This is a genomic window from Acinetobacter sp. NEB 394, assembly GCF_013374795.1.
Taxonomy (GTDB): domain Bacteria; phylum Pseudomonadota; class Gammaproteobacteria; order Pseudomonadales; family Moraxellaceae; genus Acinetobacter; species Acinetobacter johnsonii.
In genome coordinates this window covers 1,865,646-1,890,688 of sequence record NZ_CP055277.1, presented here as the reverse complement: position 1 = coordinate 1,890,688, position 25,043 = coordinate 1,865,646, and the positions used below count along the sequence as shown (strand labels likewise).

Here is a 25,043-nt window from a genome sequence, read left to right as displayed (position 1 = left end):
TGGTGGCTAGCTTTATGAATAGGTTGAAAAGCTTAGCTGCCACGTTCCTTGTTAATTTCTTTCACTGGAATATTCACTACGTTCCAGTGATTAAATTGCATTACCTTGTTTTTTCAATTAACGATCATCTTCGTGAATAGAAGAGGGATGTCGGTTTAACGGCATCACTTCAATGTTCATATACGGATACAGGGGTAAACCTTGCAAAATGATGTGTAGCTCTTCATTGCTGTCTACATCAAAAATGCTGATGTTTGAGTACTGACCTGTAATACGCCAAATATGTCGCCATTTGCCTTGAGCTTGTAGCTCTTGCGAATATGCTTTTTCGACTGCTTTAATTTCACTGGCAGTTTCAGCAGGCATATCCAGTGGAATGTTTACATCCATACGTACGTGAAAAAGCATGTGTAACTCCTAAACGGTTAAGACGTCGCTTAAGCGCGGCGTAGCTGATCAATCTTGTTTTCGTCCAATTCAATACCGAGTCCTTTTCCTTGGGGTAGATGCAAAGCGAAGTCAGTATATTGAAGTGGGGTTTTTAAAATATCTTGGGTTAAAAGCAGTGGGCCGAATAGCTCGGTACCATAAGCTAAATTTTCAAAAGTCGAGAACAAATGTGCCGAAGCAATCGTGCCGACTGCACCTTCAAGCATGGTTCCGCCATACAAATCTATGCCTGCTAAGTTGGCAATCTTCGCCACTTCATGACCTTCAATTAGTCCACCAGACTGAGCCACTTTGACTGCAAAAACAGAGGCAGCATTGGTTTTGGCTAAACGGTAGGCTGAGCTTGGTCCCATGAGCGATTCATCCGCCATAATGGCAAGATCAAAACGTCGTGTTAAACGCTGCATCGCATCAATGTTATCGATCGCACACGGCTGTTCAATCAGGTCAACACCACCATTTTGTAGGAGTTGAATACCCTTAATCGCATCTAGCTCAGACCATGCACGGTTCACATCGACACGGATGGAAATGTTTGAACCCAGTGCTTGTTTAATCGCAAGAACATGTTCAACATCTTCTTCTACACGGCGTGAACCGATTTTAAGTTTGAAAATATTGTGGCGTTTTGCCTCAATCATTTTTCGGCCTTCAGCAATATCTTTTTCAGTGTCACCAGATGCCAACACCCAAAGTACAGGTAAGCTGTCACGTAAGCGGCCGCCTAACACTTCAGAAAGGGGTAAATCTAAACGTTGCGCTTGGATGTCGAGTAGAGCCGTTTGAATTGCACATTTGGCAAAACGGTTGCCATTAATATTCTTTTTCAAAGCACGCATAGTTTGTGCGATGTTTTGAGCTTTAAGGGACTTCAATAAAGGTGCAAAATAAGTTTCAATATTGGTCTTAATACTTTCTGGGCTTTCTTCACCGTAGCCCAGTCCGCCAATTGTTGTCGCTTCACCCCAACCGACAAAGCCATCTTCAGTGCTAATTTTCACCAAGACAAGCGTTTGCGTTTGCATAGTCGCTACCGCCATTTTATGTGGGCGAATAGTGGGGATTTCGACGAGTAAGGTTTCTATAGATTTATACATCTTAACTCTGCGCAGCCTTGCGTTGTGCACCTAATGTGATATACCTTAAAAGAATAAATATGAACTGTCTAAGATCAAATTAGCATTTTAATATATCTTAAAGGTATGAATAGTCATGGAATTGAGACACCTTCGCTACTACGTAGCTGTTGTAGAAGAGCAGAGTTTTACCAAAGCTGCTGAAAAATTATTCATTGCGCAGCCTCCTTTGAGCCGCCAGATACAAAATCTGGAGGCCGAATTAGGAGTGCAATTATTTGAACGTGGCAGTCGTCCACTCAAGACCACGGAGGCAGGCCAATTCTTCTATCAGCACGCTGTTAAACTTTTGTCTAATGCCGAAGAAATAAAAGCTATGACTCAGCGAGTGGGATTGGTGGAAAAAACGGTGACTATGGGCTTTGTGGGGTCATTGCTATATGGCTTATTGCCTAAAATTGTGTATTTATTTCGCCAGCAACAGCCACATTTAAAAATTGAATTGATTGAAATGAGTACCAAAGACCAAATTCAGGCCTTAAAAGAAGGGCGCATTGATGTTGGTTTTGGACGATTACGAATTTCAGATCCTGCTGTGCGTCGGGTTTTACTGCGTGAAGAACCGTTGATGTTAGCGGCACATTCGAGTCATCCTTTGACGGCGCAAAAACAAGGTGTGTACCTGTCGGACTTGATCGATCAGAACTTATTTCTTTATCCGAGTCATCCCAAGCCAAACTTTTCTACCCAAGTCCAAGGGCTGTTTTCCGAATATGGGCTGGAACCTAAACACTTAAAAGAAGTTCGTGAAATACAGTTGGCACTGGGGTTAGTTGCTGCTGGAGAAGGAATTTGTGTGGTTCCTGAAAGTGCACGAACCATTCAACTCCCGCATTTGAACTATATTCCAATCTTAGATGATGCAGCGACTAGCCCCATTTTTCTGGCGATTCGTTCTATGGATGAAAGTGAAGATATTCGTTCGTTATTTGATTGTATTTATCAGGTCTATGACCTTGAAGCGATCAAATATGACCGCGCATTTATCTAAACTTGGGGATTTAAATTCCACGATACTTTGAAAGTCTACATTTTAAAACGAGCCATTTCAGCCATCCTTGGAGATGGCTTTTTTTATAGTCATAATCGCTTGGTTTTGCTTATTTTCTGTCTCTCACTGCAATCATGGGTTATATAAGCTATTTATTTAAAACAATAAAAACCTTAACCGACCTTAAAGGTATAAATATAGAGTTATTCGGTTTTGGACAAGAAGGCTACTTTTGCTGCAATGTGCACAGCAACAAACATTCGCAAGCAGGAGGCTTAAAGTGAATACAAATCCAGTTAACATCAACACGGTGGTCGATGAAGCCAAATTTACGCCCTTTCATTGGAGTGTACTCATTTGGTGTCTACTGATTATTATTTTTGACGGTTATGATTTAGTCATCTATGGCGTGGCATTGCCACTTCTGATGCAAGAGTGGGGACTCAGTGCAGTACAAGCAGGTTTACTTGCGAGTACAGCCTTGTTTGGCATGATGTTCGGTGCAATGAGCTTTGGGACGTTGTCTGACAAATTGGGCCGTAAAAAGACCATTATGATTTGTGTGGCTATTTTTAGTGGTTTCACCTTTCTCGGCGCATTTGCAAGCAATCCTATCGAGTTTGGTATTTTACGTTTTCTTGCGGGACTTGGTATTGGTGGGGTGATGCCAAACGTGGTCGCACTCATGACTGAATATGCTCCGAAGCGTATTCGTAGCACACTCGTGGCGGTTATGTTCAGTGGTTACGCTATTGGTGGCATGACCTCAGCTTTACTGGGTGCATGGTTAGTAACAGACTATGGTTGGAAAATCATGTTCTATATCGCCATCATTCCATTTTTGGCTTTGCCGATTCTTTGGAAGTTTTTACCTGAGTCTTTAATGTTCCTGACTAAAAAGGGTGAAACTGAAAAAGTCCGTGAAATTGTGCAAAAAATTGCACCTGAGCAATCCATTCAGCCAGAAACGACATTTAAACTTAATGAACCTGTTGCTGGTGATGATGCTCCATTAAAAGCATTATTCCAACAAGGACGTACCTTTAGCACCATGATGTTTTGGGTGGCATTCTTTATGTGCCTGCTCATGGTCTATGCGCTTGGAAGCTGGTTACCAAAACTAATGATTCAAGCAGGCTATTCGCTTGGTGCAAGTATGATTTTCTTATTTGCTTTAAATATTGGCGGTATGGTTGGAGCGATTGGCGGTGGTGCGCTCGCAGACCGTTTCCACTTAAAACCAGTTTTGACAACCATGTTCACCTTGGGTGCTATTGCGCTGATTCTACTCGGTTTCAACAGTCCACAAATGGTGCTGTACGGTTTAATTGCGATTGCAGGCGCAGCAACCATTGGTTCACAAATTCTACTGTATACCTTTGTCGCACAGTTCTATCCAACTGCAGTACGCTCTACAGGTATGGGCTGGGCTTCAGGCATAGGACGCATTGGCGCAATTGTTGGACCTGTACTGACAGGTGCATTGTTAACTTTTGAGTTGCCACATCAAATGAATTTTCTCGTGATTGCGATACCTGGTGTGATTGCAGCTTTGGCAGTGTTTATGGTCAACTTGAAAGTGTCTGTAGATGGTGAAAAAACCAAATCAAAACAAGTGTTTGATGCAGTTAAATCGACAGCCAATTAAATAATATTGAACCCATGAGTCTAGTGCATTAGTAGTAGGCTCATTTCAAAAACTGTATGAACTGTTAAAATCAATTTGCTTTTTAGAAGTTGTTTTTTAACGCGATTTTTAATGCGATAAAAAGTTTCATTTTAAAGTATTAAAAGAAATGCATTGCGTTAGAAAACAGCGATGAAAAAGAGAGCTAAATATTAAAGAGTAAAAGTCAGGACAGACTTAAATACACAGGACCCGTGTTAAATGAAACAATTTAAGAAGAACGCTTTAGTTGTCACTTTATCTATGTTAAGTAGTGCAGCATTACATGCACAAACCAATACAACGGCAGAGATTGAGCAACTTAGAAATGAAATTAATGCGTTAAAACAAATGCTTCAACAGAATACGCAGCAACAACAGCAGCAAGCTGTTCAATTGAGCGCTGTTGAACGCCAAGTGTTGACGACGCCAAAAACGGTTGAAAAAACGGGTTTAGGTTTGACCAAAGGTGGGGCAGAGTTCAACTTATACGGTAATGTTCGAATGGACGCATCGTATCAAGCTGAAGGCGGTAGCAAAGACATGCCTTATAACCAAATCAATAGTGTACCTTTAGAAGGAAATGCTGAAAATAGCGATCGTTTAAGATCAACCCTTTCAGCAACGCGATTAGGTTTGGACTTTAAAGCGCCTGTAGCCGATCAGAACTTAAATGCTAAAATTGAGGTCGACTTTTTAGGCGGTGCAAACCTTGATAATTTACGTATTCGTCATGCGTATTTAAACTATGGTAACTGGTTAATTGGTCAAACGTGGTCAAACTTTGCGACTCCAGACTATATCCCTGAAACGATTGACGCTTTGGCTTATGTGGGTGCTTCAATTAAACGTACTCCTCAAGTGCGTTATACCTATAAATTCACGCCAAATACTAACTTAGTCGCGGCAGTGGAAGACCCGAAAGATGCCAGCATGAGCCAACGTATGCCTGCATTTACAGGACGACTGAATCATAAGTTCAATGATGCACTTTCAGTCAGTGGGCGTGCAATGGCACATGAAAAACGCATTCAAAATCAAGAAGAGTGGGCGTATGGCGTAGGCGTTGGTGCCAAATTTGATATCACCCCAGTAACTTCTGTAAAAGCCGACTACTACCATGTCAAAGGTGATAGCAGCTTTGTATCCTTTACTAACCCTGGCGTAGTTGCAACAGGCACAAGTATTGAACAAAGTGAGTTTGACTCCATTACTGTCGGTTTAACACAGAAGTTTAATGACAAATTACGTGGTACTTTGGCTTATGGTTATATGACTTTTGATAAAAATCAGGACTACCTTGATGCTGTAGCTGATGATACCAAAATCAATAAAAACTTATGGCAGGCAGGGGGTAATTTATTCTATAGCCCAGTGCAGCCTGTTAGCCTTGGCGTAGAGTATGTCTACGGTGAGCGTGAAGCGTTTGCACCTGCGGCAAATGGTAGTAAAAAAGGTCAAGACAACCGTGTGAACTTGGTTGCGATTTATAACTTCTAATACTTGAAGTGAAATTTCACATAGAAGCCGAAGGATAACTCCTTCGGCTTTTTATGTATTGCCGTTTAATTTACTCGATACTCAGTTTTGAAAAGATGTTGCACATGTAATGCAATAGTCGAAGTTTCATCAGAACTTAAGTTATTTGTCACATAAGAATAAGTCATGAAAATAAAGCACATGTGTTGCCATCAACGGGTTACATTAGGTGAGGTAAGTAACTGTATATAGAGTACTTGATGACAATAACATGGATTCTTTTTACGCTTATGGCCGCTTTTATGCAGGCTTGGCGCAACGCTTTTCAAAAGCAACTCAGTACCACTGTAGATGTTTATGGAGTGACTCTAGCGCGGTTCATCTTTGCTTTACCTCTAGCACTAATTTACATCAGTTGTCTTTACCATTTCCAACCTGTGACAGGTTCCGTCCATTTCAATCTCCGTTTTGCTATCTATGTGCTTATTGCGGCGTTGAGCCAAATTGCAGCAACAGCCTTGATGGTTCAGCTTTTTAAGCAAAAAAATTATGCAATTGGAGTGGGTCTTGCTAAAAGTGAGGCAGTACTTGCCGCGATTATCGCCGTAGTCTTTTTATCCGATCATTTAAACCTTTTAGGCTGGTTTGGGGTTGCTGTGGGAGGCTTTGCGGTATTTTTAATGTCTAAAGGGCGGGACTTTTCTGATTTTTCCGTACCAACCTTATGTATAGGTATCGGTAGTGGTTTATGTTTTGCCATTACCTCGCTCTTGGTACGTGAGGCCAGTTTAGAACTAACAAATTTACCGTTTATTCACCGTGCAGCTTGGGTGCTCTTAATGGTGATTGGGACACAGTGTTGTTTACTTTTAATGTATTTGGGGATATTTCGCCGTGCAACATTATGGGCTATGTGGCAGCGTATTGGACTTACATTTCGTGTCAGCTTATGTAGTTTTCTGGCGTCACTGGGTTGGTTTAGTGCCATGAGTATGCAGTCAGTGCCCATTGTAAAAACTTTGGGGCAGGTTGAGATTATTTTTAGTATGTTGATTTCAGCCTACTTCTTTAAAGAAAAGCTGGCACGTGCTGAACATCTTGGTATTGTATTGGTGGTGATTGCTGCATTTTTAGTGATTTGGGCTTGAAGTCTGATCTTTACACAGCCCCCTGTCATTCATTTGTAATGACATTAACCATTCAAAATGTAATGTAACTGCCGTGTTACTAGACTTCAACTCAAAAAAAATAGAGATTAAACCCATGTCTAGGTTTAATCTCCAAAGTGTGTTTTTCTCGTGAGATTTAATTCTGTGGCCAAAATTTAGATGTTGATATTAGTGCAACAAGTTTCAGATTTTTACTGAAGAAGGTAGTTTTGATCTGCACCGACAAAGAAAATAACACCTATACAAAAAAGCCCACAGTAAATCGCGAACCAGATAATCATGTTTTTAAATGCTTTATCTGAAATTGAACTATCTGCATATTTTGCCGGTTTTTTTGAGTCTAGATCTTTCATGGTTACTGCACTCAACTGAGGTGATGAGTACATTATGCAAAGCAAACGACTGATGAAACAGGTACAAAAACAAGATTAAAAAAATATAACAGATGAAGCAGAATTGCTCAGGGCTGTTATAGTCTAAAGCCTGTGTGACACACTATGTAGATATCAGTAACTTGTTTTCAGAGTTCTATCACTTGAAAATACAAGAAAATTAAAAATGATCTTATATTTAAAATACCACCCATGAATTTTATACATACTGAATCATTAGAAATGATCATTTCATTCATGGTTCTAATTTTTGTACATTAACTAAAATAGCACCTTGGCTGCGTAGAACTAGAGTACTTGAACCTTCAGCATGACGTTTAAGTGTAAAACGATATTTAGAACACTATATTTAGAGAGCATTATGAAAAGTTTTGAAAATAAAGTGGCTGCGATCACAGGCGCAGGTTCAGGCATTGGGCAGCAGTTGGCGATTCAACTGGCTAAACAAGGTACACATTTGGCACTCAGTGATCTCAATGAACAAGGTTTGGCGGAAACATTAAACCACGTCAAAGATTATCCTGTTTCAGTCACGCTCACAAAACTAGATGTTTCAGACCGTAAGGCAGTAGAGGACTGGGCAAAGCAGTGTGAGCAGGATTTCGGACAGGTCAATTTAGTTTTTAATAATGCAGGGGTCGCGTTAGCGAGTACTGTTGAAGGCTTAAGTTATGAAGATGCCGAGTGGATTTTCAACATCAACTTTTGGGGTGTGGTGTATGGAACCAAAGCTTTTTTACCCTACTTGAAACAAAGTGGCTCTGGGCATATTGTGAATATTTCAAGTTTATTTGGGCTCACTGCTCAGCCTACTCAGAGTGCCTATAATGCGACAAAGTTTGCTGTCCGTGGTTTTACCGAGGCACTACGTCAAGAGTTAGATTTGCAAGACTGTGGTGTCAGTGCAACTTGTGTTCACCCGGGTGGGATACGTACCAATATTGCCAATAGTGCTCGAATGAGTGACAGTATTCGTGCGCTGGGTATGAACCCAGAGCGTGCTAGCCGTTCTTTCAATAAAATGCTTAAAACCCCGCCAGATGTGGCAGCACAGGCCATTTTAAAGGCTGTAAAAAAAGATGAGCGCCGTGTCTTAATTGGAACAGATGCCAAAATTATCGATCTGGTACAGCGTATTACACCAACAGGCTATACGCAGGCCATGAGCTTTTTGACAGGGAAAAAACGCCGTAAATAAAGACGTATTCACATGAAAGATGATTTTATTGTTTTAACCGAGTATACTAAATCGAGTAATTTTTAAATTAAAAAAAGCTTCGATTTCAATGCTAAAGCATTCCGTTAAATAAAATGATAAGGAGTCCTACATGAGTGGTTCTCATAACCATGATCACAGTCATGTTGAAGTGACTGCAAAAAATGCCAAGAAATTAACCATCGCACTTGCCCTGACGTTTACCTTCTTAATTGTAGAAGTGGTCGCAGGATTTATCACGCAAAGCTTGGCCTTACTGTCCGATGCAGCGCATATGTTTACCGATGCCGCTGCTTTAGCGATTGCTTTAGCAGCCATCAAAATTGGGCAAAAACCTGCCGATGATAAACGTACTTTTGGCTATCAACGGTTTGAAATCTTGGCAGCTTTGTTTAATGCCATGATGTTGTTTGTGGTAGCCATTTACATTTTATATGAAGCCTATCAGCGTTTTAGTCAGCCACCTGAAATTCAAAGCTTGGGTATGTTGGTTGTTGCGGTTCTGGGTTTAATCATTAACCTGATTTCAATGAAGATTTTGGTGTCGAGCAGTCAAGACAGCTTAAATGTGAAAGGGGCTTATCTTGAAGTGCTCAGTGATGCCTTGGGCTCTGTGGGTGTGATCATTGGCGCACTGGTGATTTATTTCACAGGTTGGATGTGGGTAGATACCGTTATTGCGGTGTTGATTGGCTTTTGGGTCTTACCTAGAACTTGGGTGCTACTGAAACAAAGTATCAATATTTTGCTCGAAGGTGTACCAAGTGAAATTGATATCGAATCTTTACGCAATGATTTGCTGGCTTTAGAGGGTGTACAAGGTATTCACCAGCTTAAAGTTTGGGCCATTACCTCTAAGAATGTGCATTTAACAGCGCATTTGATTGCACCTGATGTAGATCAGAGAGCTTTATACCACCAAGCTGTGGAGTTATTGGGGCATGAGCATGGGATTACGCAAGTGACTTTGCAGATTGAAGAAGATGAATGCCATCCACACCAACATGAACATAGTCATTAAAAAAGACTTGACCTTAGACTTAGTCTAGGCTTTACAATAGCGTCACTTTATTTCAGTACGACATTATGCGTTCTACCACGTGGATTAGCGTCTTAGTTGCTTTATTCATGTTCCAAAGTCTTTGGAACGTGGCGGCAGCTTTTTGCGTCCATGAAGAACAAAAAACTCAAGTCGTGACGCAACAAAATTTTCATTTTGGGCATCATCAAACCACCTTGTGTGTGTCTGATGATAAGGCACACCAGCAAAGCAGTGCCGATAGCCATACTCAAACGGCAAATGATCAGTTTGAATTGGGTGAAGACCATCAAGACCATCAAGATCATTTGCCTTCAATGGCACATTTGATTATTCCGAAAGAAATAAACTATCAAATGCCGCTCGCGTTTGAAGTTCGTGAGCGTCCGCAGTTTTTTTGGCACAATGCCTATCAAGCCCCTGATTTATTGGGGCAACATCCTCCTCCTGAACTTTCCCCGCTAATGGTGGGGTAGCCTAAAACATTTCCCACCACTTCTTCTAAAAATTAGTGGGAAAAAACATGTCGAATCAATTTAAGGCGTTTATACGCCAAGCCCTTGCTGTGGGCATAACAACAGCCGCGATGCAATGGAGTTTTGCCGAACCGATCAAGACTTTGGATGAAGCTTTAGCAAAAGTAGAGCGCTATCAAAACCAAAGCGACATTGGGCAACAGCGTCAAAGCATTTCAGAGCTGAACATCAAAAACAGTGGCCTATGGCAAAATCCTAGCTTAAATATCAATCAAGATGGTTTGGGTTCAAATACCAATCAAGAGCTCAGTATTGCCATCAGTCAGCCCTTAGATGTTTTTGGACAGCGTAAGCTTAATCAAAAACTCGCAGAAACAGCGCAGCAACAAGGACAGTTACAACAACAACTGTGGACAGCACAAAGCCAATTGGTGGTGAAATTTGCATGGTCTCAGTTGGCTTTGGCACAAGTTGAAAAATCGCTGTACGCAGCACAACTCAAAGTGAGTCAAAACAATTTAGACAGTGCCAAAAAACGTTATCAGGCGGGCAGTATTGCTTTGGTTGACTATGAACGTGCGCAAATCGAAAGTTTGGATATGCAGCGCTTATACCAACAAGCGGTACTGGCAGAACAAGTCGCACAGCGTCAACTCTCAAACCTTTGGGGCGAAACCAAAGCCGATATTCAACTCAATGCGACCTCAATGCCATGGCCAGATCAAAGCGATGCCACAGTACAGCGCTATATTGCTGAAGGTTGGTTGGAAAAGCTATATGCACTGAACATTCAACAGTCCAATTTAAACATTGAAAGTTTAAAAGTGCAGGCACGTCCCAATCCGACCTTAAATGTCGGCATGAAACGGAGCCAAGCACCGAATGAAAGTAGCGATACCACATTAGGTGTCGGCGTGGATATTCCGCTGAATATTTTTAACCGTCAGCAATACAGCATTCCGATGGCCCAGCGTCAGCAAAGCCTGTTGAATCAGCAGCAACAGCGTGAGTTAAAACAGCAGATTTTAGATATCGCCAATGCCATGCATGAACTCAAAGGACTAAATAAACAGTTTAGTTCGATGAGTCAACAAACGTCTTTGGCAGAACAAGTGCAAGTCCGCACGCTGCAAGGTTTTAAAGCGGGAAAGCTGTCCATTACCGACATTCAACAAGCCAACTTACAGCTGCAAAGCATACGCCTTGGGCAGTTGCAGTTATTACGTCAAGCTTGGCAGACTGCATTGAGCGCAGAAGCACTCAGCCTCGGTACCAGCTATGAACAGATCAGTAGTTCAGATGCTTATAGCCAAATCAATAAAAATTCAATCGCACAAATACAAGACCTCATCCTTGGCGGAGCACAATAATATGCAACTAAAAAACCAATTTGGAAAAATATCACAGCCATTGATGATTGGGCTTTTGCTTCTAGTAACACTCCTTATTGCTATAGTAATTTGGTTTAGCTCGAAAGATAAAACCACTGATGAACATGCGCATGCCGAACATGAAGAATCTGAACATGCGGATGAGCCCGAGGCTGAAAAAGGACATGCCGAGGAAGGTGAAATTCAACTGACAGCGCAGCAACTGACAGAGCAAGGCATTCAAATCGCTTCAGCTCAACAAGGTGTGGTGTCTCAAGTCACCGTTCTACCCGGAAAGCTTGTGGTTAATACCGATCAGCAAGCTCATATTTCGCCAAACTTTGGTGGGCATGTGGAACAGGTGAATGTTGAGCTTGGTCAAAACGTACAAAAAGGACAAACCTTAGCGGTATTGTCTGTCCCTGAACTGATCGATCAACAGGCCAATTTGCGGATGGCACAAGCCAGTTTGGATTTGGCACGTCAAGATTATCAACGTGAACAGCAGTTATGGTCACAGGGCATTTCTGCCAAGCAAGATTACCAACGAGCAGAAAATGCTTACCGACAAGCACAGATTACTGTGCAGTCCGTGCAAAGCCGCTTAAACGCCCTAGGGGCAACAGGTGGAGTAAATGGTCGTTTTGCCATTAAAGCGCCCATTGCAGGTGTGATTAGCCAAAAAGATATTGTAGTGGGTGAAAACGTACAATTGGCCGATCAACTTTTTGTGATTGAACAATTTAAAGAGTTATGGCTTGAGTTTAATCTGCCTGCTCAGTACTCAGGTCAGTTACAAGCCAATCAGAGTCTGACATTTAAGCCGAATGCTTCTGAGCAAAAATATGAAGCCGTCATTCAAAGCTTAACTTCTCAAGCCGATGCACAAACAGGACGCTTGGTGGTACGTGCTAAATTAAAAAGCCAAGCGGCTGAACTACGTCCAAATGTTTTAGTGAATATCTTTTTAGACAATACCAGTTCAAAAACAGCACTTCGCGTCCATAAAAGTGCCATTCAAAACATTGAAGGTCAAACTTCGGTATTTGTGGTCGACGCTGAGGAAAAAGGGCAAGTGCATTTGAAAGCGCAACCCATTCAACTTGGACAAGCTTCAAATGACGCTCAATGGGTGGAAGTGATTTCAGGCCTAACAGCAGGACAACGCTATGTCAGTCAAGGCAGCTTTGTGCTTAAGTCTGAACTAGAAAAAGGTGAGGCTGATCATGCACACTAATCATGATTTACCCAAGCCTGAGGGTTTGTTTGAACGAATTATTCAGTTCTCTATTCAAAATGCAATTTGGGTCATGCTCTTTGTCTGTACATGGATTGCGGTCGGAGTTTATAGCTATCAAAAACTGCCTATCGATGCAGTGCCCGATATTACCAATACGCAAGTACAAATTAATACCCAAGCCAATGGCTTTACCGCACTGGAGGTTGAGCAGCGGATTACCTATCCAATTGAAACGGCTATGGCGGGTATTCCCGATTTACAGTTGACTCGCTCGATTTCACGTTATGGTTTGTCCCAAGTCACCATTGTATTTGAGGATGGTACAGACATCTATTGGGCACGTCAGCAGATTAATCAACGGGTACAAGAGGTCAAAGCGGACTTACCTAGCGATGTTTCCCCAACCATGTCACCAGTTTCGACGGGTTTAGGTGAAATTTATCAGTGGGTCATTAAAGCCGAACCGAGTGCAAAAAAGGCCGATGGTACGCCTTATAGCGCGATGGACTTGCGGGAGATCCAAGATTGGATCGTTCGTCCACAACTTCAACGTGTTGCGGGGGTTGCCGAGGTCAACAGTATTGGCGGGTTTAATAAAACCTATGTGGTTGCTCCCAACTTAAACCGTATGCAGCAGTTGAATATTTCCTTAAGCCAACTACAAACTGCTTTACAGGAAAATAATGAAAACCGTGGCGCTGGTTATATTGAGGAAAATGGTCAGCAGCTCACAGTCCGTGTTCCGGGGACACTCAACAGTCTTGCAGATATTCAAAATACAACGGTTGCCAGCCCAAATGGGAACCCCATTCGTGTCGCGGATATTGCGCAAGTTTCAATTGACCATGACCTCCGAACAGGAGGCGCCACCTATAACGGCGAAGAAACTGTACTCGGCATCGCTATGATGATGATGGGGGAAAACAGTCGAACGGTGTCTAAAGCTGTAGATGCCAAAATTCAAGAGGTGCAAAGTAGTTTACCGCAAGGCGTTAGAATAGAAACGGTTTATGACCGAACCACTTTGGTGGAAAAAGCCATTAAAACGGTGCAGAAGAACTTGGTTGAAGGCGCAATCTTGGTGATTGTGATCCTCTTTTTATTCTTAGGTAATATTCGTGCGGCGTTAATTACAGCCTGTGTTATTCCACTGTCTATGCTATTTACTTTAACGGGTATGGCACAGCAGAACATCAGTGCCAACCTAATGAGTTTAGGGGCATTGGATTTCGGTATTATTGTCGATGGCGCAGTGGTGATTGTTGAAAACTGTATTCGCCGTTTAGCCCATGCGCAGCAATTACTCAAACGACCATTGACCCAGTCGGAACGCTTTAAAGAAGTGTTTTTGGCAGCACGCCAAGCCCGTCGCCCGCTCATTTTTGGTCAACTGATTATTTTAGTGGTGTACTTACCGATTTTTGCACTGACTGGTGTAGAAGCAAAAATGTTCCACCCAATGGCTTTGACTGTTGTACTTGCACTCGTTGCAGCCATTATTTTGTCGATCAGCTTTGTGCCTGCGGCTGTCGCACTTTTTGTTAAAGGTGACATCAAAGAAACCGAAAGCCGTTGGATGTTGTGGTTAAAAGAGCATTATCAACGGGTATTGGACTGTGCCTATCAGTATAAAGCGGTGGTTTTAACCTTTGCACTGTGCTTGTTGATGTTGACAGGATTACTTGCAACGCGTATCGGCAGTGAGTTTGCACCGCAACTGAGTGAAGGGGACTTTGCTGTACAGCAACTGCGCTCTCCAAGCACAGGCTTAGAAGAATCACTTCGTATTCAGGAAAATACAGAAAAGCTACTTTTGAAAAAATTCCCTGAAATACACGCTATTTTTGCGCGGACAGGCACGGCTGAAGTGGCGACCGATGTGATGCCACCGAATATTTCAGATGGTTACGTCATGCTGAAACCCCGTGATGCATGGCCAAATCCAAAAGAAACACTCGATGAACTGCGTAGCCGTATGCAGGCCTATTTAGCAACATTGCCCGGTAACAACAGTGAGTTTTCTCAGCCAATTGAACTGCGTTTCAATGAGTTAATATCGGGTGTGCGTAGTGATATCGGTGTCAAAATCTTTGGCGATGACATGCAAGTATTAAATGCGGAAGCTGAAAAAATCAGTAAATTGATTCAGCAAGTTTCAGGCAGTACCGCCGTTAAAGTTGAACAAACGTCGGGTTTACCTTTGCTCAATGTGGAAATTGATAAAAGCTTGGCAGCGCAATATGGCCTAAGTGTCAAAACCGTACAAGACTATGTGGCAGCAAGCATTGGCGGACAAAATGTTGGTGAAATTTTACAGGGTGATCGCCGTTTTGACTTTGTCATTCGACTTAGTGAACAAGACCGTAGTGTCAGTGGGATCGCGCAACTGCCAATACATCTTCCAAATGGTGGCAGTATTTTACTCACAGATATTGCCACTGTAAAAATGATGGATGGCATCAACCAAGTCAGTCGTGAAAATGGCAAACGTCGTATGATTGTCACGGCGAATGTGGAAGGGCGCGATTTGGGTTCTTTTGTCACAGAAGTACAAAATCAGCTTAAGCAGTATCCGTTACCAAGTGGTTACTGGATTGAATATGGTGGTCAGTTTGAAAATCTGGCCTCGGCACAGGCTCGAATGCAGATTGTGATTCCACTGGCATTATTGACGATCTTTATTTTGCTGATGGCTGTTTTCCATAACATCAAAGAAAGCTTGCTGGTGTTCACGGGTGTTCCATTTGCCCTAACTGGTGGTGTGCTTTTCTTGTGGTTAAGAGACATTCCTTTGTCAATGTCGGCGGGCATTGGTTTCATTGCCTTGTCTGGCGTTGCCGTTTTAAATGGTTTGGTCATGCTGACCTTCATTAAAGAGTTAAGAGGGCAATACCGCTTACATGAAGCCGTTTGGCAGGGAGCGATTTTGCGATTAAGGCCTGTTTTAATGACCGCTTGTGTGGCGTCCTTAGGTTTTGTGCCGATGGCGCTTGCCACAGGCACAGGAGCAGAGGTTCAACGTCCACTGGCGACCGTGGTGATTGGTGGAATTATTTCTTCGACGTTATTGACCTTGGTGCTATTGCCAGTGTTGTATCGTTGGATGAATGCAAAAAAAGAAACGAAAGTTTAATCCCTTAATCAGTTGAAGCATGGGGAGGCAAAATAGTCTCCTCATACTTTTTTATAATACTTGATATCAGTCTGATCGCTTTGGAGAGTTAAAAATGGCAAATCTGTTATAGTCTGTTATATTTTATTCGCAAAGAACTGTATCTGTCCTTTCGTATAGGAAACCTTAGAATAATGAATATAGATAGAGCGTTGAGGTATTGAAAATGAACTTTTTACTGAAAAAAAATAGAGCTTGGTTTGTATTCTTTATCATTACTTTATATTCGTTTCTTGGATTTTTTCTTGGATTTATCATTTGGGAATATTTTTTGAAGTAAGTACGTAGTAACGCTAAAGAAAACTAAGGCAGCTAATACTTCAAAAAGTGATCTGAATCTTACTTTTCTGACTACCAGACTCAACTCATAGCGAGACAAGTCTGGTGTTTAGAACCTTAAAACTTCCATTGCACCGAGATAGATGCATTTAAAGGGTCGCCAGGTTGAATCCACATATCGCTATAGCTTGCAACATAGTACGTTTCGTCTAAGAGATTGTGCACATTGAACTGATAACGTAGCTGATCTGTTGGCGCATAATAAGCATTTAGATTCAACAACGTGTACTCAGGTAAGTTGAAGCCATTATCTGTACTGTGTCCACTACGTTTGCCCACATAGATTGCCGTTGCACCGAGTCCAACTTTGTCTGCATTGGCAAGGGTCCATTCATAGTTGCTACTGATAGAGCCGCTGTGCTTCGGCACATTGCTGAGTCGTGAACCTTTAGCAAGAATTTGGTCTTTTTCAACTTGGGCGTCTGTGTAGCTATAATTGGCACGTATAGAGAATTGATCATTGAGCTGTGTCTCTAGATCGAGCTCTAGCCCCTTACTTGAGACTTCTCCAGCGGTAATTTGATAGTTACTATCTGCTGGATCTGTGGTTAAGACATTCTCTTTATCCATTTTAAAGAGGGCTAAGCTCAACAAACTCTGTGGGGTAATCCGATATTTCCCACCAATCTCATAGCTTTTTCCTTTTTCAGGGTTAAACATATCGCCATTTCGGTCCATGCCACTGTTGAGCGCAAAGGATTCTCCATAGTTGGCATACCATGACCAACGATCATTCAGTCGATAGTTTAAACCCAAGCGTGGACTGGTTTGTTGTAAATCCTTTTTACTGGATGTACCTGCAAGTTTATTTTGAAAGTCTTGGGTGACGTGATCAAAGCGCGCACCAAACAGCACACTCCATTGATCATTGAGGAAAATTTGATCTTGTAGATTCAGTGCAAAATAGCGTTGCTGTTCTTCGGTGTTAATGAAAAGTGGAAGCTCGGGTAAGTATTGTCCATAAATAGGATCATAGATATCAATGCTATTTGGCACGCTACTACTGTGGTTTCGACGCAGTTGTAATTGATGATACTTCATCTGCCCAAGTTCTGTGCTCAAAAGTACTTCATGACGGGCCCAGTCTTGTTGGATCGTCCCAAGAACTTCTGTTTGAAAGAGAAAGTCATCACTTTTATTGTCACGGTAGCGACGCTGGCGCTCTAATGTCTGCCCATCACTTTGAATACGACGAGGTTCACTGGAAAAGCCTTTGAGCTGAGTATCTTTCACACTAAGAGCATTATTCATTTTCCAGTCATCATTAAACTGATGTGCAAGTCGAAGCTGATAGAAATGATCTTTTTGAATATGATCACCATCATCAGGTTCGCCTGTAAATGTTTTAGGATCCATCACAAATTGTTTTTGATAACTACTTACACCACGGTCGAAGGTTCCATCTTGTCGAGTAAATTCACTGTCAAAATCTAACTGGGTTGAATCTGAAATTTTCCATGTGAGTTGAGGGGAGAAAAACCAACGCTCACTCTGCACATGATCACGAAAACTTTGGTTATCTTCATGTGCGACCGCAATACGATAAGCCACAGCATCACTGATTGGGGCAGTATGTTCAAAACTAGCACGGTATTTTTCTAAACTATTGGCACGTAAATTCACTTCTGAAGAACTTTTCCATTCAGGCTTTTTAGTGTTGATATTCAGTAGACCGCCAACTTCCCCGCGGCCATAGAGCGCAGCCATTGGGCCTTTTAAAAAGTCGAGAGATTCAATATTCACCATATCTCGCGGAGCACTGAGTCCACGATTAACACTCAGGCCATTTCTTATGATTTGTGTCCCAATATTGGGGTCTGTACTAAAGCCTCTAAATGAATAGTTATCCCAAAAGCCGCCACCATAATTGGTTTGATTATAGACCCCGCTCACTTGCGTGAGTGCATCGTCAATACGTTGCACATCTTGTTGCTGAATTAACGCTTTAGACAACACACTTCGACTAAATGGCACGTCTAAAATGTCATGTGAAAACTTAGTCATTGCGGTGCTTTGTTGAAGGCTTTCATCCTCAGTTTCGGCTTGCAATTGGATGGTCTGGAGTACTTCTGTTGAAGTTTCGGCCCAAGTGAAAGAACTCAGCAGACTTAAATATATGCTTGAGGAAAAAAGAGAGAATTTATTCATCATGAAGGAGAGTAGTTTAGATTTTGTATTGTTATGTTATAACATTTTAATGAGTTTGTAGTTAAAAAATCACTCTAAAGTTGAAAAAATGGCTTAAAAAAATGAAATAAATCAACCTAAGCTTTTAGGTTCCAATCTACAATACACTGCTTCAAGTCAGCTAAAGTCCCAATACCATATGCTGTATCAAATACGAATGAAGATATGGAACGCAGATCAAAGTTATAATTTAAAAGCAAGCGGTTAAACTATAAACTCAATTTCTAAACCTACACACTCAAAGCTATCTCCCAATAATTTAAAAAAAGCTGAGATATGTTGAATAATGTGCTTGTTCATTCTAAGAAAATTGTGAATACTCAAGCCGAAAAACTTGGGCTGTAATATTATTTTTTGGGGGTTAGCAACTACTGTGAAAACGTATCCATTTTCTCGTTTACAAAAAGCATTACTGGCGGTTGGTTCATTTTCATGTCTAGGGCTGAACTCGGTATGGGTACATGCGGCAGAAGACAGTGATGTGGCACAACTCGCAACCATCACAGCGACTGCTCAAGCTGAATCAGCTGCGTATTATCAACCCAAAGTTAATTTGTCTGGCTTTGCCCAGCAAAACCTTGCAGTAATTCCTGCATCTATTAACACCGTTACTGCTGAACTGATCGCAGATCAACATGCGAAAACACTGGGCGATGTGGTAAAGAACGATGCGTCCGTTGGGGATGGCTATGCACCCATTGGTTACTATGCCAACTTTGTGATGCGTGGATTTAGCTTAAATGCGGGATCAAGTTATTTACTGAACGGTAATTTGCTTCGTGGTGAGCAAAATGTAGCGCTTGAAAATAAAGAGCAAGTCGAAATACTCAAAGGCATGAGCGCGATTCAAAGTGGGATGTCGACCCCAGGTGGAGTCGTGAATTATGTAAGTAAACGCCCCAAAGATGTCCAATCTTTAACTCTTGAAGCAGATAGTCATGGCGGTAGTCGTGTGGCAACAGACTTTGGTGGATTGCTTGGAGACAATCAACAGTTTGGTTATCGTGTGAATGCAGCGTATGAAGACATTCATCCCTATGTTGAACATGCTGACGGTATACGTTTGTTTGGTTCCTTGGCTTTAGACTGGAAAATTTCAGATCGTTCAAAACTTGAATTTGATCTTGAATCACAGCGTCAAAAACAGCGTTCGGTACCGGGCTATCAGCTATTGGGCGGTGAAACTATACCGACAGGAGTGGAATGGGATCGTTTGCTAGGCTATCAAAGCTGGAGTAAACCTGTCACTAATGAAAATCTAAATACGAGTCTTAAATATAGTTATCAAATCAATGATAACTGGAGTAGCAATCTGTCGGCTTCACAAAGCCGTGTGGTCGTAGATGATTACTCAGCTTTTGCCTATACCTTTGATACTGATGGTAACTATGACATTTATGATTTCCGCAGCCCAGATGATAGCTATCTGACCAATCAATTTAAAACGGGCTTAAACGGAGCATTCAACACTGGAGCATGGCAACATAGCCTGAGTTTAGAGTTATCACATGCTTACAAACGTCATACTCAGTATGAATCTACTTATAGTATGGTGAATGTTGGCGCTGGAAATATTTATAATGATCCTATTACTCACACACCGAATGACAGAGATTTAGGTAATCATTACAAATCATTGGATAGTCAACAAACAGCTCTCAATGTGTTGGATCAAATCGAATTTAATGATACTTGGTCAGTTTTGCTAGGCGGTAAGCTTTTACATTTAAATGAAAGTGCCTATGCTGCAGATGGCAACAGTATTCGTGATACCGACTTCAATCGCTTCTTGCCACAGCTTGCGTTGATGTATCAGCCTTGGCAGAACACTCATCTGTATGCTTCTTATGCCAAAGGAATCAGCGACGGCAGTCAAGCGCCATGGTCTGCCTATGGTAATCCGGATAAAGGCATCGTAGGAAATGCCTTTGAAACTTTAGCACCAAGACGCTCAACTCAATATGAGTTAGGTCTTAAACAGCAATGGCAAGAGCTACTGTTTACTGCCGCATTGTTTGACTTAACACAAGACCACCAATATACCAACTTAGACAATTACTATGTCACCGATGGTGAACAGCATAATCTAGGTTTGGAATTGGGCTTGCAAGGTCGCGTTGCTGAAAATCTAGATATGACATCGACTTTGGCACTGACCCGTTCACGTTTGGAAGATATACAGGTCGATGCTTATAAAGGGCATCAAACTCAAAACGTACCGACAGTTCGTTTTGCCAGTCATGTGTCTTATCAAATGCCTCAAGTAGAAGGGTTACGTTTACTCGCAGGTATGCAATACAGCAGCAGTAAATACGCCAACAAAACGGGTACGGTTAAAGTTTCAGGCTATACCGTATTCGATGCGGGTGCAGCTTATAACTTCCGTGCTTATGGTTATGACAATATGCTTCGCCTGAATGTGGACAACCTGTTCAATAAAAAATACTGGCGAGATGCAGGAAGCTTTTTCGGGGATGACTATTTATTTCTGGGTACACCACGTACAGCACAATTTTCATGGACTGTGAACTTCTAGACAGAAATCGCTAGGTTTTAGGTTTTCTAAATTCTCCAATTTTGGGTCGTAGGAAAACCTATTGCTGGTAAGACTCATGTGTTAGTTGTGGGCTTATTCATTGAATGAATGATGAAGGTTGAACAAGTCTACAGAAATAGGTTTGTATAAAAAATTCTTACTGCACTATGATCAAAGCGAATTCTTAAGCTTGTGAATCAATATCCCAAAGCAAACTGTGAAGGTTTGAGCTCAAGCGTTTTTAACACCTTGAATTATCGTGATAGAGGAACATTTTATGTTTGATAAGAAGAAACGGGCAATCGTGGTTGGAGCTTCTAGAGGGATTGGCCTAGGTCTGGTTCGTGAGCTGCTTAATCAGCACTGGCATGTTATTGCGACCATCCGAGACATAGACCAAGTCTCTACAGGATTGAATCAACTGCTTTCTGAGTATCCCGACCGACTTGAATTAACCGAATTAGATTTAAATGATGTGCAAACGGCAGACCGTTTACTCAGTAAATATCATGAAAAATCAATCGATCTACTGTTGGTTTCTGCGGGTATTCTTGGGCCAGAACACCAACGCGTTGAGCAGTGCACGCCCAATGAGATTGCCAATCTGTTTTGGGTAAATAGCATTGCACCCGTGACGATTGCGAGAAAACTTCTTCCTTTGATGAAAGAAAAGAGTGTCATTGCATTTATGAGTTCTCGCATGGGAAGCGTTGCTTTAAACGATGATGGAAGTATGGAGCTGTATCGCGCAAGCAAGGCTGCTCTCAATAGTATTACACGTGGCTTTGCGATAAATGAGGCAATTCCTGCCCAAATAGGCGTGCTGAACTTACATCCAGGCTGGGTGCAAACTGAAATGGGCGGAAGCCATGCACCCATCAACGTAAAAGAAAGCACAACGGGCATTGTACGTGTGGTTGAAGATTTTATTGGTAAAAATGAACAACAGTTTGTCGACTTTCAAGGTCATGAAATAACGTGGTAATAAATAGCCACCGCCTAAATAATACGGTGCAGTTTTTCATTCTTGGAGGGACTGCATATTGCTTTCATCCTAAATAAAATAACAACTTGCTAAAAAGTGCGATAACCATTTAAAAATAGTCGTACCGTATTTTGAATATTTTCTTGCAACTGTTCTGTATTGGGTAAATAGGACTCATCTCAAAACTACAAGAGATGAACCATGATTAATCGTATTTAAGAAATGTGATCGACATAAAACACAATTTCTACATCTATACAATCCTATCTTTTTCCAGTAATTTTACTATGGTATGAAAAATGCTAAGAATAAAATGACTCAAAAAGGATGACCTATGAAAAAAACGATTTCAGCTTTGACATTAAGTTTAAGCCTATTACTCCCATGTGCAGCATTTGCCAAAAATAATGTTGTTGTTGTCGCTACTGGTGGAACGATTGCAGGTGCTGGAGCAAGTTCTACCAATAGTGCAACCTATACTGCGGCAAAAGTTCCTGTAGATGCATTATTAAATGCGGTTCCCCAGATTCAAAACCTTGCCAATGTGACTGGTGTGCAGGCAATGCAAGTTGCATCAGAAAGTATTACGGATAAAGAATTATTATCCCTTGCACGTCAAGTCAATGACTTACTTAAAAAGCCTGATGTTAATGGTGTCGTGATTACACATGGAACAGACACACTAGAAGAAACAGCTTTCTTTTTAAATTTAGTGATTCATTCAGACAAGCCGATTGTATTGGTCGGGTCAATGCGTCCAAGTACTGCACTTTCTGCTGATGGCACGTTGAACCTTTATAGTGCGGTTGCACTTGCTGCCGATGATAGTGCAAAAGGTAAAGGAACTTTTGTGCTCATGAATGACGACATTTTTGCAGCACGAGATGTTTCAAAAACAATTAATATCCATACCAATGCATTTATGAGCCAATGGGGAGCGCTCGGAACCTTAGTCGAAGGAAAACCATATTGGTTTAGAAATACAGCGAAACGTCATAATAAGAGCTCAGAATTTAATATTGAAAATATTAAAGGCGATAGCTTACCGCTGGTACAAATTGTTTATGGTTCAGGCAATATGTTGCCGGATGCATACACGGCTTATGCTAAAGCAGGGGCAAAAGCTATTATTCATGCAGGTACAGGCAATGGTTCTGTAGCCAATTATATTGTCCCAACTTTAACTGACTTACAAAAACAAGGTGTGCAAATTATTCGTTCATCTCGCGTACCCCAAGGTTTTGTTCTTAGAAATGCAGAACAACCAGATGACAAATATGGTTGGGTCGTCGCACATGACCTTAACCCGCAAAAAGCTAAATTACTTGCTGCACTTGCTTTAACAAAAACAAAAGATGCCAAGGAAATTCAGCGCATTTTTTGGGATTACTAAACTCAATAACTGTGAACTCGCATAGTAATGCTTTTCAGCTAAGCACCTTAAAAATTTAAGGTGCTTTTTTACCGTCTATAAATAGATTAAATCCATCGACTCTATATCGAAATCGAATAAATATTTAACAAATCAATAGCAATCTATACTCACCATCCTTTTCAGTAGGCGCTCTATGCACACAAGGTAAGACCTTTTGAGTAGGATGATCTACCGCCAAGCGCCAAAGATGTCCTAAGCCTAAATTCACAGGTTTAGCATTCGGTTTAGGCTGATAATGCAGATCAAAGAAATACTCTTCTAGGAAAGTTTCAAATTCAGTTTCTGGGCCATCATGTAGTTCTTTGAGTTTTTCTCTGATTTCAGGAATCAAAATCTTTTGCTCTACCTGATCATTGGCCACGATATCACTTGCAGCGCCGTGGTAGGTGCATAAGAAAGTATCTGTTTCAATCGGTGAGCGGTCAATATGAAACGAATATACATCTGTTGAAATAAAATCTAGCTCGTCATCACGCTCATAATATTTTAGTAAATTAAGCGAAGGGGATGCGCCAAAATCAGTTAAAAGCAGTATATCGCTTAAAATAATTTCCCGTGCAAAATCACCATGTTCTGAAAGTTGCAATGCTAAAAGATCTTCAACGGAAACTTCTGTAATATTTTCTTTTAACTCTAGTTTAGCCACAATTTCTTTAAAATCTCCAACCAAATTTCTATGCCAGCAAAGGGCATTCATATCGCCGTGAAAATTTGAATTGATAAGTTCAGAGAAAGAGGAAACTACACTAATTTGGGCGTTGTCAGAAAACGGATTTTTCATAGCAGATGTAAGTATTAAAGCATGTTCAATATTATACGTTTAGTTTGATCATAGGAATGCTGAATAATTCATGACATAGATTGGTTTTTTAAAATTTAAAGTTAGCGAGAGTTAGCAATTATTAAGCATTTCATCAGGAATTGATGATTAGGATAATCGGCACCGTGAATTATAATTTTTAAATTTACGGTGCTGATTTGTGGCAACAACGGCGTTGTGTTAGCTACCGTCTTTAGATATTCTATTTAAGAAGAATGACTTAATACTTGAGAAAAATATGGCCCAAAAAATACTAGATCGCTTTTCTTCATTAGTAAATGAAGGTAATTCAATTTATCAAAAATTTGAGAGTAGTGGATCTGGTTATAATGCAGAACTAAATTCAGATTTTATTGAATGGCAAATGAAATCTAAAAATATTTTAAGTATTACTTGTGGTGAAGAATCACATTATTTATCTCAGTTTAAAACAAATCTTAAAGCAGGAATGGCTGATACCAATAAATCAATATTAAATCGTGTAATTCCAATTTTAAGAGCTGCTGAAGACGATTTAAAAAATGGTTTTTTAATTACTATCAAACAGCTAGTTCAATCTGAAGTATTTGATAGTGAGTTAGATCAAGCTAAACACTTTTTTGATTCTGGCTATTTGGTAGCTGCTGCGGTTACGGCAGGTGTGGTATTAGAAACGTCAATTAAAGAACTTTGTAAAAACAATGGTATAGATATTTATCTACCTGATTCGACTAAGTCTAAAAAATTGGATGTGCTTAATGCTGCATTAAAAAATGCAGATGTTTATAATATTCTTCAACAAAAAAAGATTACAGCATTAGCAGATGTGAGAAATAATGCTGCTCATGGAAATGTTGATCAATTTTCAAAAGAAGATGTAATAGATATGATTAGAGATATTGAAAGATTCTTACTAACGTATTCATCATAAAAAGAACCTCCGCTATCTAATTGTGAATTCTAATT

General features: G+C 41.0%; 19 protein-coding genes. 15 read left to right on the top strand and 4 right to left on the bottom strand.

Going from position 1 to position 25,043, the window contains the following annotated elements:
• Positions 1-117: 117 nt before the first annotated feature.
• Positions 118-408 (bottom strand): muconolactone Delta-isomerase, encoded by a 291-nt coding sequence (gene catC / locus HUK62_RS08990; RefSeq protein ID WP_176537673.1) that lies wholly within the window; start codon positions 406-408, stop codon positions 118-120.
• A 29-nt stretch (positions 409-437) separates the two neighbouring features.
• Positions 438-1,547 carry a muconate/chloromuconate family cycloisomerase gene (locus HUK62_RS08985; RefSeq protein ID WP_176537672.1) on the bottom strand — a complete coding sequence of 370 codons (1,110 nt, stop codon included), beginning with the start codon at positions 1,545-1,547 and terminating at the stop codon, positions 438-440.
• Between the two features lie 115 nt (positions 1,548-1,662).
• Between HUK62_RS08985 and HUK62_RS08980 the strand changes: the two genes are divergently transcribed.
• The 11 genes from HUK62_RS08980 (at position 1,663) to HUK62_RS08930 (ending at position 16,076) form a co-directional block, all read left to right on the top strand.
• Positions 1,663-2,577 carry a LysR family transcriptional regulator gene (locus HUK62_RS08980; protein WP_126036420.1) on the top strand — a complete coding sequence of 305 codons (915 nt, stop codon included), beginning with the start codon at positions 1,663-1,665 and terminating at the stop codon, positions 2,575-2,577.
• A gap of 280 nt (positions 2,578-2,857) precedes the next feature.
• Positions 2,858-4,225, top strand: coding sequence for an MFS transporter (locus HUK62_RS08975; protein ID WP_126036422.1), 1,368 nt, complete (start codon positions 2,858-2,860; stop codon positions 4,223-4,225).
• Positions 4,226-4,465: 240 nt separating this feature from the next.
• Entirely contained in the window at positions 4,466-5,743 is a 1,278-nt protein-coding gene (locus HUK62_RS08970; protein WP_176537671.1) for a DcaP family trimeric outer membrane transporter, read from the top strand.
• Positions 5,744-5,982: 239 nt separating this feature from the next.
• A complete protein-coding gene (locus HUK62_RS08965) occupies positions 5,983-6,870 on the top strand; it encodes a DMT family transporter (protein ID WP_176537670.1) in 888 nt (295 codons plus the stop codon).
• A 774-nt stretch (positions 6,871-7,644) separates the two neighbouring features.
• Complete coding sequence (locus HUK62_RS08960) at positions 7,645-8,481, top strand: SDR family NAD(P)-dependent oxidoreductase (protein WP_176537669.1); 837 nt, start codon at positions 7,645-7,647, stop codon at positions 8,479-8,481.
• Between the two features lie 130 nt (positions 8,482-8,611).
• The gene (locus HUK62_RS08955; RefSeq protein WP_004693172.1) at positions 8,612-9,520 is read left to right on the top strand and encodes a cation diffusion facilitator family transporter; all 909 of its coding nucleotides are present in this window, start codon (positions 8,612-8,614) and stop codon (positions 9,518-9,520) included.
• A 65-nt stretch (positions 9,521-9,585) separates the two neighbouring features.
• The gene (locus HUK62_RS08950; RefSeq protein ID WP_004693170.1) at positions 9,586-10,014 is read left to right on the top strand and encodes a cation efflux protein, CzcI-like; all 429 of its coding nucleotides are present in this window, start codon (positions 9,586-9,588) and stop codon (positions 10,012-10,014) included.
• A gap of 47 nt (positions 10,015-10,061) precedes the next feature.
• Positions 10,062-11,384 carry a TolC family protein gene (locus HUK62_RS08945; protein WP_176537668.1) on the top strand — a complete coding sequence of 441 codons (1,323 nt, stop codon included), beginning with the start codon at positions 10,062-10,064 and terminating at the stop codon, positions 11,382-11,384.
• Between the two features lies 1 nt (position 11,385).
• The gene (locus HUK62_RS08940) at positions 11,386-12,621 is read left to right on the top strand and encodes an efflux RND transporter periplasmic adaptor subunit (RefSeq protein ID WP_176537667.1); all 1,236 of its coding nucleotides are present in this window, start codon (positions 11,386-11,388) and stop codon (positions 12,619-12,621) included.
• Positions 12,611-15,757, top strand: a complete 3,147-nt coding sequence (locus HUK62_RS08935) for a CusA/CzcA family heavy metal efflux RND transporter (protein WP_176537666.1) — start codon at positions 12,611-12,613, stop codon at positions 15,755-15,757. The genes HUK62_RS08940 and HUK62_RS08935 overlap by 11 nt, the downstream gene beginning before the upstream one ends.
• Positions 15,758-15,962: 205 nt before the next feature.
• Entirely contained in the window at positions 15,963-16,076 is a 114-nt protein-coding gene (locus HUK62_RS08930) for a hypothetical protein (protein ID WP_010326689.1), read from the top strand.
• Between the two features lie 116 nt (positions 16,077-16,192).
• On the opposite strand, the gene HUK62_RS08925 is transcribed toward HUK62_RS08930, so the two are convergent.
• Positions 16,193-18,286 (bottom strand): TonB-dependent siderophore receptor, encoded by a 2,094-nt coding sequence (locus HUK62_RS08925; protein ID WP_176537665.1) that lies wholly within the window; start codon positions 18,284-18,286, stop codon positions 16,193-16,195.
• Positions 18,287-18,695: 409 nt separating this feature from the next.
• Here HUK62_RS08925 and HUK62_RS08920 point away from each other — a divergent pair, with 409 nt between their 5' ends.
• The 3 genes from HUK62_RS08920 (at position 18,696) to HUK62_RS08910 (ending at position 23,236) form a co-directional block, all read left to right on the top strand.
• Entirely contained in the window at positions 18,696-20,858 is a 2,163-nt protein-coding gene (locus tag HUK62_RS08920) for a TonB-dependent siderophore receptor (RefSeq protein WP_176537664.1), read from the top strand.
• A 277-nt stretch (positions 20,859-21,135) separates the two neighbouring features.
• The gene (locus HUK62_RS08915) at positions 21,136-21,843 is read left to right on the top strand and encodes an SDR family oxidoreductase (RefSeq protein WP_176537663.1); all 708 of its coding nucleotides are present in this window, start codon (positions 21,136-21,138) and stop codon (positions 21,841-21,843) included.
• A 334-nt stretch (positions 21,844-22,177) separates the two neighbouring features.
• On the top strand, positions 22,178-23,236 hold the full coding sequence (locus HUK62_RS08910) for an asparaginase (protein WP_125273841.1): 1,059 nt from the start codon (positions 22,178-22,180) through the stop codon (positions 23,234-23,236).
• A gap of 124 nt (positions 23,237-23,360) precedes the next feature.
• On the opposite strand, the gene HUK62_RS08905 is transcribed toward HUK62_RS08910, so the two are convergent.
• Positions 23,361-24,059, bottom strand: coding sequence for a DUF1826 domain-containing protein (locus tag HUK62_RS08905; protein WP_176537662.1), 699 nt, complete (start codon positions 24,057-24,059; stop codon positions 23,361-23,363).
• A gap of 277 nt (positions 24,060-24,336) precedes the next feature.
• On the opposite strand from HUK62_RS08905, the gene HUK62_RS08900 reads away from it, so the two are divergent.
• Positions 24,337-25,008: a DUF4145 domain-containing protein gene (locus HUK62_RS08900; RefSeq protein WP_176537661.1), complete on the top strand. Its 672-nt coding sequence runs from the start codon at positions 24,337-24,339 to the stop codon at positions 25,006-25,008.
• Positions 25,009-25,043: the final 35 nt, after the last annotated feature.